At 64.9% G+C, this 13,149-nt stretch carries 15 protein-coding genes; 6 read left to right on the forward strand and 9 right to left on the reverse strand.

The genetic code is table 11. The annotated features are described in order from the left end of the window. Positions 1-316: 316 nt before the first annotated feature. The 3 genes from EN808_RS15860 to EN808_RS15870 all read right to left on the reverse strand — a co-directional run bounded on the left by EN808_RS15860 (position 317) and on the right by EN808_RS15870 (position 2,404). Positions 317-1,099: an SH3 domain-containing protein gene (locus tag EN808_RS15860; protein WP_127280847.1), complete on the reverse strand. Its 783-nt coding sequence runs from the start codon at positions 1,097-1,099 to the stop codon at positions 317-319. Between the two features lie 105 nt (positions 1,100-1,204). Further along, entirely contained in the window at positions 1,205-1,981 is a 777-nt protein-coding gene (locus EN808_RS15865; protein ID WP_127280846.1) for a metallophosphoesterase family protein, read from the reverse strand. A gap of 66 nt (positions 1,982-2,047) precedes the next feature. Continuing rightward, positions 2,048-2,404 (reverse strand): helix-turn-helix transcriptional regulator, encoded by a 357-nt coding sequence (locus EN808_RS15870; protein WP_127280845.1) that lies wholly within the window; start codon positions 2,402-2,404, stop codon positions 2,048-2,050. 196 nt (positions 2,405-2,600) lie between these two features. Here EN808_RS15870 and EN808_RS15875 point away from each other — a divergent pair, with 196 nt between their 5' ends. Continuing rightward, positions 2,601-3,779, forward strand: coding sequence for an MFS transporter (locus EN808_RS15875; protein ID WP_135916328.1), 1,179 nt, complete (start codon positions 2,601-2,603; stop codon positions 3,777-3,779). Between the two features lie 46 nt (positions 3,780-3,825). Here EN808_RS15875 and EN808_RS15880 read toward each other — a convergent pair whose 3' ends face one another. Continuing rightward, positions 3,826-4,290 (reverse strand): MarR family winged helix-turn-helix transcriptional regulator, encoded by a 465-nt coding sequence (locus EN808_RS15880; protein WP_135916329.1) that lies wholly within the window; start codon positions 4,288-4,290, stop codon positions 3,826-3,828. 235 nt (positions 4,291-4,525) lie between these two features. Here EN808_RS15880 and EN808_RS15885 point away from each other — a divergent pair, with 235 nt between their 5' ends. Continuing rightward, positions 4,526-5,320 carry an SDR family oxidoreductase gene (locus tag EN808_RS15885; protein WP_135916330.1) on the forward strand — a complete coding sequence of 265 codons (795 nt, stop codon included), beginning with the start codon at positions 4,526-4,528 and terminating at the stop codon, positions 5,318-5,320. A gap of 385 nt (positions 5,321-5,705) precedes the next feature. On the opposite strand, the gene EN808_RS15890 is transcribed toward EN808_RS15885, so the two are convergent. Further along, positions 5,706-6,305 (reverse strand): LysE family translocator, encoded by a 600-nt coding sequence (locus EN808_RS15890; protein WP_135916331.1) that lies wholly within the window; start codon positions 6,303-6,305, stop codon positions 5,706-5,708. Positions 6,306-6,361: 56 nt separating this feature from the next. On the opposite strand from EN808_RS15890, the gene EN808_RS15895 reads away from it, so the two are divergent. Continuing rightward, the gene (locus EN808_RS15895; RefSeq protein ID WP_189524127.1) at positions 6,362-7,270 is read left to right on the forward strand and encodes a LysR family transcriptional regulator; all 909 of its coding nucleotides are present in this window, start codon (positions 6,362-6,364) and stop codon (positions 7,268-7,270) included. Positions 7,271-7,315: 45 nt separating this feature from the next. On the opposite strand, the gene EN808_RS15900 is transcribed toward EN808_RS15895, so the two are convergent. The 3 genes from EN808_RS15900 to EN808_RS15910 form a co-directional block, all read right to left on the reverse strand. Further along, the gene (locus EN808_RS15900; RefSeq protein ID WP_135867268.1) at positions 7,316-7,966 is read right to left on the reverse strand and encodes a dihydrofolate reductase family protein; all 651 of its coding nucleotides are present in this window, start codon (positions 7,964-7,966) and stop codon (positions 7,316-7,318) included. 93 nt (positions 7,967-8,059) lie between these two features. Then, complete coding sequence (locus EN808_RS15905) at positions 8,060-8,902, reverse strand: protein-L-isoaspartate O-methyltransferase (protein ID WP_189524128.1); 843 nt, start codon at positions 8,900-8,902, stop codon at positions 8,060-8,062. Positions 8,903-8,956: 54 nt separating this feature from the next. Further along, complete coding sequence (locus tag EN808_RS15910) at positions 8,957-10,321, reverse strand: Nramp family divalent metal transporter (RefSeq protein WP_135916333.1); 1,365 nt, start codon at positions 10,319-10,321, stop codon at positions 8,957-8,959. A 213-nt stretch (positions 10,322-10,534) separates the two neighbouring features. Between EN808_RS15910 and mntR the strand changes: the two genes are divergently transcribed. From mntR to EN808_RS15925, 3 genes are all read left to right on the forward strand, one after another. Next, on the forward strand, positions 10,535-10,984 hold the full coding sequence (gene mntR, locus EN808_RS15915; RefSeq protein ID WP_127870037.1) for a manganese-binding transcriptional regulator MntR: 450 nt from the start codon (positions 10,535-10,537) through the stop codon (positions 10,982-10,984). 104 nt (positions 10,985-11,088) lie between these two features. Beyond that, entirely contained in the window at positions 11,089-11,277 is a 189-nt protein-coding gene (locus EN808_RS15920; protein WP_127870038.1) for a hypothetical protein, read from the forward strand. Positions 11,278-11,304: 27 nt separating this feature from the next. Next, positions 11,305-12,138 (forward strand): alpha/beta hydrolase, encoded by an 834-nt coding sequence (locus tag EN808_RS15925; RefSeq protein ID WP_135916334.1) that lies wholly within the window; start codon positions 11,305-11,307, stop codon positions 12,136-12,138. Positions 12,139-12,179: 41 nt separating this feature from the next. On the opposite strand, the gene EN808_RS15930 is transcribed toward EN808_RS15925, so the two are convergent. Further along, the gene (locus EN808_RS15930) at positions 12,180-13,070 is read right to left on the reverse strand and encodes a polysaccharide deacetylase family protein (protein ID WP_135916335.1); all 891 of its coding nucleotides are present in this window, start codon (positions 13,068-13,070) and stop codon (positions 12,180-12,182) included. Between the last annotated feature and the right edge of the window lie 79 nt (positions 13,071-13,149).

The raw sequence follows: 13,149 nt of genomic DNA on the forward strand, positions 1-13,149 counted from the left end.
ACAAACCGTAGCCGCTCGTCCATGATCCCAGTTTCTCGCCAAACCATCGCCGGTCCTCCCGGCGGACAAGAAAACTGTCACCCATGCTATCGGTCCATTCTGTTACCTATCTATCCGGTTCGGACACCGGGACCTTCTCCCCGTATAGTGACGGGGAGAGGGGCGCTATCCCTGGTGGTTTCGCCAACCTCCGACGTTGCAAAAAAGCGCGGCTTTGCGGACGGCTTCTTTCTCCCCGTCTACGGGGAGAAATGTCCGGCAGGGCGATGAGGGGCAGCGCAAACCCCGGCAATTGAGCAGCCATTGCAAAAGCCGCCTAATCCCCCAGCACCACCGTATCCATGATCTCGAAGCGCTCGGACACACCAATGCGGATCATGTTGAGTTTGCCTTCCCTGGTGAAGCGGAAGTCGCTGCCGGCGTCCGAGCTTGCCGGCAGGCCGGCATCGAAGGAGATGACGCGGCTGCCGCCATCGGGCCAGGTCACGGTCACGTCGGCCTTGTCCGTGCCCTTGCGCGTCACGTTCGCCGCGCAGAGCGCCATGGGCTGTCCAACGTAGCGGGCGCAGGGAATTTGCAGGGTTCCGTCCGCCGCCAGCGCCAGGCCATAGGCATCCTGCATGGCGATCTCCGCCGCGGATTTCGGCTTGGTTTCGGGGCTGGCCGGCTGGGTCGTGCTGCCCAGCCGAGCGGTCAGGTCGGGTGCATCTGGCGTCGCGCCGGTACCTCCTTCGGCGGGCGCGACGGCAGACGTATCCGCGGCCTGGTCGGGCACCGTCGCCGGATTGAGGGGAACGAGATAGCGTGCTGGCGTCCAGCCGGTTGCCTTGGGATTGTCCGATTCGATCTTGCACCAGGGGTGGCCGTCAATGTCGTTGCAGCCGAGGTTTCGGACGCTCGCACCGGCGGCCAGGCGGGCCTCGGTCTTGCCGATCGGCGATGGCTTGGCGCGGACATTGAGCAGGTCGTCGGGAGCGAGCCCGGTGACAACGGAGATGAACGGCGCCTCCTCGGCGACAGCCGGCCACGCCGCCATCATCAGCGGAGCGGCAATCAGCGCATGCAAACTTTGTCGGAGCGTAATCGTGCGCCTCATCATTTGGCCGTGCGCCGTACTCAAATCACCCTGCCGCGGCGGTCTCGCCGCATGCCCGGCCGGTTTTATAAGGGACGACGCGCCGCCATGTAAGTCGGAAAATTCAGGCTAACCATGGTGCTGGGCGGCTTCCGGCATGAAGCCGGTGCGCAGGCCGTGCGCCCATTCGGCGCGTCCCGCCTGTTCGGCCTGACGCGCCGCCGCCTCGTGGTCGTAGTCCACCGCGATCATCTCGAAACGATCCTGCCGACCGGCGTCGCCCAAGGTGACGATCCCGTAGCGGGCGTGCGGCGAGCCCTGTTCGGAGACATGCGCCGGAGGCGTGTCGTCGTCATAGGCAGGGCAGCCGATGCTGCCCGGATTGAAGATGACTGGGCCATTCGGGATGCGGATCAATTCCGCCCGGTGGCTGTGGCCGCAGAGCGCGATGCGGCAGGCCGGGTCGAGTGCCTTCAACCGGCGCCGGATCGCCGCCAGCGGCGCGCGCACCAAATGGCCATCGGTCACGGTATCGAGCAGATATTTCTCGTCATGGTCGGGGCGGGCATGGAAGGCGATGACGCCAGGCGCGATCTCAAGGGTCAGCGGTTGGGCGAACAGCGCATCGCGCTGCGCCTGCGTCAGTCGCTCCTGCGCATAGACGTCGGACGCCCACATGGTTTCGTCGGGGGGATCGGCGGCGACGCGGCGGTCATGGTTGCCGCGCACCGTCGGCAAGTTGAGCGCTTGCAGCCGCTCCATCGTCTCGCGCGGCCACAGCGGCCCCGAAACGCAGTCGCCGAGATTGACGGTGAGGTCGGTGCCGCCGCGCCGCGCCAGGTCCTCGAGCACGGCGTCCAGTGCGAGAACGTTGCCGTGGATGTCGGCGAGGACGGCTATGCGCATGAGGAGGTTCCCGGTGGGTGGCAGGACCTGGTCTCCTCACCCCGCTTCGCGACTGAGAGGAAAAGTTCAGGCCGGCATTTCCAAATCATGGCCGCCGACCGCGGGCAGGGCGGTGTCGTCCGCGGCCGCGGCGATGACACTGTCGAGCAGGCCGGGGAAGCGGGCGTCGAGATCGGCCCGGCGGAGCGTGATCATGCGGTTGGTGCCGACCACCTCGGCGCGGGTGACGCCCGCCTCGCGCAGTTTGGCGAGGTGGTAGCTGAGATTGGTCTTGGAGGCGAGGTCGAGGAAGCGGCTGCAGTTCAGTGGCAGGCCTTCCTTGCTGGCCAGATAGCGCACGATGGCGAGCCGCGTCGGGTCGCCGAGCACGCCGAGCACGATGGGCAGGCTGATCTGGTCCGTATTGGGGTGTGGCAAGGTCATGGCAGGAACCTAAGCACAGTTCGGGCCGATTTCAACGCGTCGATCCTGCTCGGCCCATACACACTGTTTCTCCTTTCGCGTGACCGTCCTGACACAGGGCTGTCAGCATGGTTCAGCTATTTTGCCCTGGCTTCATTGACATCATGGCCTGTTATGTCCAATTGTTCAATAACTTTTGAACTAAGGACGCATCCCCATGGACAAGAGAATCTTCTGGCTGGCGCTTGGATCGTTCGCGATTTCGACCGAAGGCTTCGTCATATCAAGCCTTCTGCCCGACATCGCCAGGGATGCCGGCATCTCCGTGCCGCTCGCCGGCTCGCTGATCACCGCCTTCGCGCTTGCCTACGCGATCGGCACGCCGATCCTGGCAACGCTGACCGGCGAATGGGACCGGCGCCGCGTCATCCTGTGGACGCTGGTGTTCTTCGTCATCGGCAATGTCGTCGCCGCCCTGAGTTCGTCCTTCGAAGTGCTTCTCGTCGCGCGCATCATCATGGCGCTGTCGTCGGGCCTGTTCGCGGCGACCGCGCAAGGCACGGCGGTAGCGTTGGTCGATGACCATCACCGGGCCCGCGCCATTGCCGTCGTCGTCGGCGGCACCACGGTGGCGGTCGCCGTCGGCGCGCCGCTTGGCGCGCTGGTCGCGGCCATCGCCGGCTGGCGCGGCACTTTCTACGCCATTGCCGGCCTTGGCGCGCTGTCCGGCGCCATCCTGTGGTACCGGCTGCCACGCGGCATCATCGGCACCAGGCTGCCGCTGAAGCGCCGCCTGGCGGCGGCGATGCGTCCCGGCGTGATGCCGATCCTGGTGACGACGGCGCTTGCCCTCATCGGCGCGTTCACCGTGTTCAGCTTCATCGCGCCGCTAGCCATCGAAGGCGCCGGGCTGTCGCCGATCGCGCTGCCGGGCATGCTGCTCGCCTTCGGCGCCGGCGCCGTCATCGGCAACATTGCCGGCGGCCAGGCCGCCGATCGTTTCGGCGCGACGCGTACCGTCGCCTGGTCGCTGGCGCTCTCCGCGGCCATGCTCGTCACCTTTTCGCTGATCCCGACCTTCCTGCCGCATCACCTCGCCGGGCCGGCGCTGATGGGCATGATGGTGCCGTGGGGCATCGTCGGCTGGGCCTTCCCGCCGGCACAGGCGAGCCGCATCATCAAGCTCGCGCCGGACGCGGCGCCGATCGTGCTGTCGCTCAATGCCTCGGCGCTCTATCTCGGCGTGGCGCTGGGTGCTGTGGTGGGCGGCGCGGTGCTGCGTTACGGCGCGCCGGCCGATCTCGGCCTGATCGCCGCGGCCTTCCCGGTCATCGGGCTCGGCATCGTGCTGGCCGGGCGGGTGTTTGCCAGACCGGTGGCGATGCCGGCGGAATAAGACTGACCCCGAGGCTTGCACCCCTGTTTTTTACGCGGCCGCTTCTTCAGCTGGAAGGAGTGGCCGCGGGCAGTTCCAGGTTCAACGCGGCCACTTCATCGAGCGTGGCCCGCAGTTTCGCGGCCTGCTCGGCGCCGATCATGGCCTCGAATTGCCGCTGGGCAACGCTCCATAGCTTGATCGCCTCGTCGAGCTTGACCTGGCCGGTCGGCGTCAGCCGCACGCGCTTGACGCGGCGATCGTCCTTGTCGGCGAAGGTTTCGACATAACCGTCGCGAACCAGAGGCTTCAACGTGTGGCCGAGTGCCGAGAGATCCATGATCAACGCCTCGGCAATGGCCCCCATCGCCGGCTCGCCGCCGACACTGATCTGGAAGAGCAGGCCAAACTGCGTGCCCTTCAAGCCGGAAGGCGCCAGCGCGTCGTCGTAGAAGCGGCCGAGCCTGCGCGCGGTGCGCCGCAAGGTGGCATTGTTGCACTGGCTGAAGCCCGGCTGCTGAACGTCGGTCATGTCAACTCCTTGCCGGAGCATTCCGGCGAAACCGCTGGGCGCTTTTGCTGGAATTGCTCTGGCAGGGGCGCTGGCCCTGCCGCAGAAATAGTTTTCGCGGCTGCCGTTGACAAGATAGTGGCATATACCTATTTCGCCGAAAGTGGTATTTGCCACTAATTGATATCAGGACAATGGGCTCGACCGCCGGCGCGTTCGTCGAAGCCGAATAAGAGCCAACAGAAGGAACGTGACAATGAGCAAGAACGACAACAAGGGGACAGCTGTGGTAACAGGCGCTTCCTCGGGCATCGGCGCCGTCTATGCCGACCGGCTGGCGGGGCAGGGCTATGATTTGGTGCTGGTGGCGCGCCGCGCCGATCGGCTCGGGGAATTGGCCGAGAAGCTGCGCCATGCCTATAGCCGCAAGGTCAGCGTCATCGCCGCCGACCTGTCCGACGACGACGATGTGCGCCGCGTCGAGAAGGCGATATCAGCCGACGAGAGTGTGACGCTGCTGGTCAACAATGCCGGCCTTGGCGGTCAGGCGGTGGTGGCAACCGCCGACGCGGATGCGGCCGAGCGCATGATCAAGGTCAATGTCGTGGCGCTGACCCGGCTGACCCGTGCCGTGCTGCCGGGGTTTTTGGCGCGCAACCGTGGCGGGATCGTCAACATCGCCTCGGTACTGGCCTTCGACACCTCGTTCGGCGGCATCTACAGCGGCACCAAGGCCTATGTCGTCAACTTCACCGAAGCGCTGCATCGCGAGGTCGCGGGCACCGGGGTGACGGTACAGGCGGTGCTGCCGGGCGCGACCCGGACCGATTTCTGGGAGCTTTCCGGCGGCGATATCGATACCCTTCCGAAGGAGATCATCATGACCGCCGACGATATGGTCGATGCCGCTCTTGTCGGCCTCGCGCGGGGCGAGGCTGTCACCGTGCCGGCGCTTGCCGATACGGGAAAGCTGGATACGTTCCTCGGCGCCCGGCAGGCCTTCTATGGCAGCTTGCACGCCGACAAGCCGGCAGCCCGCTACGCGGCTTGAGGCCACTTCGGTCTGGGACTCTGGCGCTTGTGCACATCTTCCGCGACTAGCGTGGCCGATCGGCCCGAGGCTTGATTGCCACGTGGTTCCCCCAATCCGTCGCGGCTTCGCCGCGCCACCTTTCCCCCTCCGGAGGGAAAGGAAGGGAGCGCTACTGGGCGAGCATTGACGGCAAAAAGCCTGGCGCTTTTCCTCTCCCCCGTCGATCGGGGGAGAGGTGGCTCGGCGAAGCCGAGACGGAGTGGGGGTCGACCAGCGCGGCACAAGACAATTCACGCGCTAAGCCGTCATGCCACGCGATCGCCGCTACCAGCCGCCCGGAAATGCGCGCGTCCCGTAGCGCTATGGCGGGGCAAGAAACCCAACTCCTGGAAGGCCGACGCTTCTAATGCGTCTGCCACATCGGAATGATCGAGGCGGCCAGCACCAGCGCCAGCACGATGTTGAGCGCGCGCCATTGCCATTCGGTCTTCAACAGCCGTGCCAGCACCATGCCGGCCGCGCACCAGGCAGACAGCGAGATGGCCGCGGCAAGGCCGAAGGTCGAGCCGAGCAGCAGCGCCAGTTGTCCTGGCCCGTCGGCAAGCGCGGCGAAGGAGGCTGCCGCGCCCAGTCCCATCGCCCAGCCCTTCGGGTTCATCCACTGGATGCCGGCGCCGCCGAAGAAGCTGTTCGGCCTGGCCATGGTCACGTCGAGATTGGGCGGTCCGGCGCGGCCGATCTTGATTGCCAGCCAGACGAGATAGAGCGAGCCGGCGATCTTCATGGCAAGCTGCAGCGACGGCATGGCAAGCAGCAGCCCGGCAAGCCCGGCGGCGGCGGCCCCTGTCACGGTAGCGAGCCCGGCGGCGCTGCCGATCATCAGCGGGATCGACCTTCGGAAGCCGAACCGGGCCCCGGAAGCGGTCGACAGGGTAGTGGCGATGCCCGGCGTGGCGGTGGCCACGAAGGCAAACAGGATCAGCGGCAAGACAGGCTGGAGCATGGGGCATCCTTTGTCGGAAGCTCCATGGTAGACGCGGGCTGGCATCAGTAAATGCAATGTTTGCGATGATCAGCATTAGCATCTATAATGAAGACATGATCCGCAATCTCGACACCAGTCTCGTGCGCACCTTCGTCACTGTCGCCGACAAGGCGAGCATGACGGCGGCGGCGAATGCGCTCCACCTGACGCAGGGCGCGGTCAGCCAGCAGGTCAAGCGGCTGGAGGAGACGCTCGGCTGCAGCCTGTTCGAGCGCGACCGGCGCGGTCTGCGCCTGACCCATTCCGGCGAGCGGCTGTTCGACAAGGCTAGGCGCCTGCTCAGCCTCAATGACGAGATCTGGTCCGAGATGGCGGGGAGCGCTGTCGCCGGCCAGGTGCGGCTCGGCGTGCCCTACGACCTTGTCGGCACCTTGCTGGCGCCCGTCCTGAAAGCCTACGCCGAAGCCTATCCGCAGGTCGAGATATCGCTGCTCTGCGCCTCCTCACCGGAACTGGCGGCGGCACTGGCGGCGGGAACCATCGACCTCGCGGTGATCGAGGAGCGGGTCGGCCCGACCTCGGGCGAATGCCTGGCCGTCGACCGGCTGGTCTGGGTCGGTGCAAGGGGCGGGGCGGCCCGCGCCAAGCGGCCATTGCCGGTCTCGATCGTTGCCGATACTTGCGCCTTCCGGCCGGTGGTGCTGTCGGCACTCAACGCGCATGGGCTGGAATGGCGCAGCGTGTTCGAGAACGGCAATATCGACGCGACCACGGCGACGGTGCGCTCGGACCTGGCCGTCACCACATGGCTGGCTTCCACCGTGCCGGCGGATCTCGACATATTGCCGTTCGACGCCGGCCTGCCGCCGCTGCCGAATTTTGCCATCAACCTGCATCTGCCGGGGCATGGCGTGGGTACGGCTGCGCGGGAGTTCGCGCGGCATATCCGTGAGGGGCTGGGGCGGCGGGCGCAGGCGGCTTGATGGTGCGCCCCTTCTCCCCGTATAGGGACGGGGAGAAAGAACCACTCACTTCCAGTTCTTGCGGCGCTCGAGTTCGGCGTCGGATGGCTCGCCCGTGACAAAGGAGCCGACTTCGATTTCGCCCGCGCGCTCATAGGTCGCCATGATGACGCCGGTGGTGGAAGCCTGCGATTTGACAAGCTTGAAGGCGGCCGGCATCGCGGCATCGCCGAACAACCGCTTGCCCTTGCCCAGCAACAGCGGGAAGGTCATCAGCCGGATCTCGTCGATCAGCCCGTTGGCGAGCAAGGTCTGGATCAGATTGCCCGATCCCTGGATGAGCAGGTCAGGTCCATCTTCTTGGCGGAGGCGGCGCAAAGCCGCGATGATATCAGGCCCGAGCGCGTGCGTGTTCTGCCAGGCCAGGGTATCCGGCCGATGCGTCGCCACATATTTGGTCGCGGGGTTGAAGGCATCCGCGATCGGATCTTTCTGATAAGGCCAGTACGCGGCGAAGATGTCGTAGGTTCTGCGGCCGAGCAGCAGGGCGAACGGTTTGGAGAACAGATCCTCAATTGCCGCGCCCGCCACCTCGTCAAAGTAGTGGAACGTCCAACCGCCGAATTTGAAGCCTCCGACCGGATCTTCTTCCGGCCCGCCCGGCGCCTGCATGACGCCATCGAGACTGACGAAGGTCGCGGCGATGATTTTTCTCATCCGTCTTCTCCTTTTTGCGATCCGCACCGTCACGGCCGGATTCAACCTTACGACGAACGGCAGGCTTCCTTTTCGACACGCGACGACAAATTTCTAGCCGTTGTCGCCGGCGTGAACGGGGTCGGAGGAGAACCAGACTTCGCCGAGGATTGCGGTAGCGGTGCTGTCTGGCTGCCTGTCCTCAATCAGCCAGACAGAACGGCTGCGCGTGGCCTCGTCGCGTGTCGGGATCTTCGCCGCAGGAGGGATCGCCGAGGCGCCGACGCAAGGGATGAACCACGAGCGCATGAACGGATGGCAGGCAAAGCCTTTTTCTCTGTGAGTCACCATCACCGCGAACGGAATGCTCTCGGCCGGACGCCACGGGAAGATCATGCGGCCACCGGGGCGCAGCGCCCTCAGCCATCCGGCGAGAGGGGCCACGACGCCAGCATTGACATAGATGATGTCGGATGGCGGCAGGGGCGAGGTCACGGCATTGCCATGGACAACCGTCGCATTGCCATAGGCTTCGAGATTTCTGCGCGCCAGTTCGGCCATCTGGTCGTCGAGTTCGAAAGCGGCGACGGTGCCGCCTGGCGAAACCAGCGTGGCCAGCAAAGCCGTGTAGTAACCGCTGCCGGCGCCGATATGCGTGACGGCCTCGCCGGGTCTTGGCGCCAGCTTTCCGATCCACATGGCGTGCAGGAACGGCTCGCCATTGTTGATGCCCTTTTCGGCGTCGAGCGTCACCAGCACATTCTGGTAGATATGGGCCGGGTCGGCGCTCGGCGTCGTGATCTTGGCGTTGCCGGCAATGACCGTCCATGGCCCCGGACCGAGAAAGGCCTCGCGCGGCACGCTGGCGAACACCTCTTCCAGGCGGGGATCCGATGAAGCGGCGTTGGCCGCCATCAGCCGCGCGTAGAACCTCCTGATGTCTTCGATGTTGCTCATGGCATCGGGAAAGATAGAGCGATCTGGCGGTTTGTCTCGGGATTAGACGGAGCTTCAACCAACCCCGGACATGGTGTCGTAGAGCAGCTTGAAATTGAGCACCAGGATGACGGCCGCGACAACCCAGGCCAACGCCGCCACGCCGCGCGGGATGGCGAGGTTGCCCATCTTCTTCTTGTCGGAGACGAACTGCACCAATGGGATGACCGCGAAGGGCAGTTGCATGGACAACACCACCTGGCTGAACACCAGCAGCTGGCTGGTGCCCTTCTCGCCATAGAGCGCGGTAACGGCCACCACCGGAATGATGGCGAGGCCGCGCGTCAGCAGCCGTCGTGCCCAGTTGGGAATACGCAGACGCAGAAAACCTTCCATGATGATCTGGCCGGCGAGCGTTGCCGTCACCGTCGAGTTGAGGCCCGAGGCGAGCAGTGCCACGGCAAACAGGATCGAGGCGATGCCCAGGCCAAGCAGTGGCGACAGAAGCTTGAAGGCCTGGTCGATCTCGGCGACATCCTGGTGGCCGGTGTCGTGGAAGGCGACCGCCGCGACGATCAGGATGGCGGCGTTGACGAACAGCGCCAGCATCAAGGCGATGCTGGAGTCCGCCGTCGCCCATTTGATGGCATCGCGCTTGCCCGCGTCGGTGCGTTCATAGGCGCGGGTCTGCACGATCGAGGAGTGCAGATAGAGATTATGCGGCATTACCGTGGCGCCGATGATGCCGATGGCGATGTAGAGCATCGCCGGGTTGGTGACGATGTCGGAAGACGGCACGAACATCGAATGCAGGATCGTGCCGGCCGGCGGGGCGGCAACGAAGATCTGGATCGCAAAGCAGCTGAAAATGATGATCAGTAGCGCCACGACGAAGGCTTCGAGATAGCGGAACCCCTTGTTCATCAAAAGCAGCACGAGGAAAGCGTCGAGCGCGGTGAGTATGGCGCCGCCGATCAGCGGGATGCCGAACAAAAGCTGCAGCGCGATCGCGGTGCCGATCACCTCGGCGAGGTCACAGGCGATGATGGCGAGCTCGCAGGCGATCCACAGCACGAAATTGACCGGGCGCGGGTAGTAAGCGCGGCAGGCCTGGGCGAGATCGCGGCCGGTGGCGATGCCAAGCCGCGCGGCCAGCGCCTGCAGCAGGATCGCCATCAGGTTGGACAGCATGATGATGAACAGCAATGTGTAGCCGAACTGGGCGCCGCCGGCGAGGTCGGTCGCCCAGTTGCCCGGGTCCATATAGCCGACCGAGACCATGTAGCCCGGCCCCATGAAGGCGAACAGGCGGCGGAACCAGACGCCTGACGTCGGCACCGCGATGCTGGAATTGACCTCGCGCAGACTGGGCTGGTCGTCCTCCTCCCGTTTGACGAACCGCCATGCGGACCGGGGGGCTGTGACGTCTGCTTCTGACATGAAAAGGCTTTCCGCAGGTTCCGGAGAATGCCCCTAAGCTATGCCATGGCTCAACATTATGCAATAGGCTATATTTCATTGTCGGTGCTTGTTGTGAGGGCGGGCAGCCGGAGACGCCGGTTGCACCTCTCGCGGAATGCAAATAAACGGCCTGAAGAATCAGAGCCTGTGCTATAAAAGCAGCGACGGCTAAACTTCCGAGGAGGAGTGCGCTTGGCGCTGAAGAACAGACCGGTCCCGCGTGAGCCGTTGCTCGATGCCGATATCCATTCGGAAGGGTTCCGGCAGACCCGCGAAGCGCGCCGCAGCGCGCTGGTCGAGGATTATGTCGAGCTGATCGCCGACCTGATCGAGGATGGCAACGAGGCGCGGCAGGTCGACATCGCCGCGCGGCTCGGCGTCGCCCAGCCGACGGTGGCCAAGATGCTGACGCGGCTGTGCGCCGACGGGCTGGTGTCGCGAAAACCCTATCGCGGCGTGTTCCTCACCGAAGCCGGCCGCAAGGTCGCACAGGAAAGCCGCATCCGCCACCAGACGGTGGAAGCCTTCCTGCGCTCGCTCGGCGTCAGTGCCGAGACGGCGCGCATCGACGCCGAGGGCATCGAGCACCATGTCAGCGCCGAGACGCTGGACGCGTTCCGCAAGGCGATGACGGCGCGCTGAGGCGCGTCATTGCCGGGTTGCCCGACAGCGTTAGCCGCTGGAACCGCCGCCGCTTATGCGCGTTGCTTCTCATCGCGCGCTTGTTGCGCGCCAGGGAGGAAGCAATGGGCGTCGAGCAGGCACCGACCGCGAAAGGCAAGCAGGCAGCCACAGGACTGAAACAGGCGGCGGCCAGGGATGAGCGCAAGACCGAGGCCGAAATGGGCCATCCGCTGAAGAAAGGCGCCGATCGTTTCGAGGAACGCTCGAAAAGCTCGGACGGGAAGAGCGCCGGCGCCAAGCAGAAAGAGTAGGCCGGCAGCAATTCTGGATCGATGCTGATGACGATCGAGTGGCGCCCGCCCGAACGCTTTGTCTTTCAAGGACATTCAATTGCCTGGGGTGTGATGGGGGAAGGACCGCCCGCCGTCGTTCTTCACGGTACCCCATTCTCCTCGGTGGAGTGGCGCCGCATCGCGCCATGGCTCGCGAAGCAGCGGCGCGTCCACTATTTCGACATGCTTGGCTATGGCTGGTCGGACAAGCCTGACGGCGACGTGTCGCGCGGCATCCAGAACGAATTGTTCGCGGCGCTCTATGCCCACTGGAAGCTGGAACGGCCCGACGTGGTCGCGCATGATTTCGGCGGATCGACCGCTCTGCGCGGTCATCTGCTTAATGGGGTGGAGTTCCGCTCGCTGGTGTTGATCGATCCGGTGGCGATCAGCCCGCAAGGTTCGCCGCTGGTCCAGGCAGCCAAACAGAACGAGAAGGTTTTTGCCGAGCTGCCAGCGTATGTTCACGAAGCGATCCTGCGCGCCTACATCAACGGCGCGACGTACAATCCGTTACGCGAAGACGAGATGCAGGCCTATCTGCGCCCATGGCTTGGCGACGAAGGCCAGAAGGCATTCTGGAGGCAAGTCGCGCAGATGGATGACAAGTACAGCGAGGAGGTGGAGTGGCGATATCGCGAGGTTCGATGCCCGGTCACCATCCTCTGGGGCGACAATGACGATTGGATCCCGGTAAAGGACGGCCGGGAACTGGCGCGGCGCATTCCCGGCGCGACGTTTCAGACAGTCCCTGATGCGAAGCATCTCGTCCCGGAAGACGCGCCAGAAGCGATCGCCGCTACGGTCCTTCAGTTCTGGCGGAGCATGGAAGCCGGCTAGGGGACCGATCAACCCTTTGTTTTGGCGTAATTCCCGTGCTCCTATCGGGTCTCCGCGTAGGCCGTCTGCTGGACCGTCGTCACGGTGCCTGTCGTCAGCGATGACACCAGCGGTTCGCGGCCGCGGTGGCCGGGCACCAGCCGCACCACCTTGTAGCCCTTGGCTCTGAGGTCGGCCATCAGGTGCGGCAGCATTTGCGCGGTGCGCGGGTGGATGTCGTGCATCAGGATGATGCCGGAGCCGCGCTGCTCGATGCGGGCCATGGTGCGCTTGCGCAGCTGGTCCGGCGTCGACGGGAAATAATCCTTGGAATCGATATCGGCGTCGATGACGACGATGCCGCGCGCCGCGAGCTGGCGGCGCAGCGTCGCCGTCGAGGCGAGATAGGGGAAGCGGAAGAAGGGCGCGACGCCGTGCATGGACGGCACCAGTGCCGCAGACACGCTCTTGATGCCGCCGTCGATCTGCGCTTGCGCCCCCGTGGCACTCATATGCGTCAGGTTGGCATGGTTCTGGGTGTGGGTGCCGATGGTGTGGCCGTGCGCGGCGACCTCGCGCACAAGGGCAGGGTAGGAGCGGGCCATCTGGCCGACCATCATGAAGGTCGCCTTGACGCCGGCATTGTCGAGCACTTTCAGGACGTTTTCGGTGCGGCCGGGCATCGGGCCGTCATCGAAGGTCAGCACCACCTCGTGGTTGCGCAGCCTGAGGTCGGCGATGCTGTTGACGGTGACGCTGCGGCCGGCAAGGCCGCTGAAGGAATGTGAGGAGAAGAAGCCGCCGGCGCCGGTCTCCTTCGGCTCTGTCGCATAGGCGAGCTTGCCATCCTTGGCGTCGGTCGCAGGTTTCGCCGTCGTGCAACCGGTGGCCAACGCGCCCAAGGCGACAATGCCAAACAGCTGCGCCAGATGGCGCCCGGACACAAAAGCCATGGCGGAAGGATCCCTTTGAATCGCTTACGCTTTTAGTCCGCTTATGGTTAATGAAAGTTTTACTTCGGGCTGTTGCGCA

The organism is Mesorhizobium sp. M8A.F.Ca.ET.165.01.1.1, assembly GCF_004792065.1.
GTDB lineage: Bacteria > Pseudomonadota > Alphaproteobacteria > Rhizobiales > Rhizobiaceae > Mesorhizobium.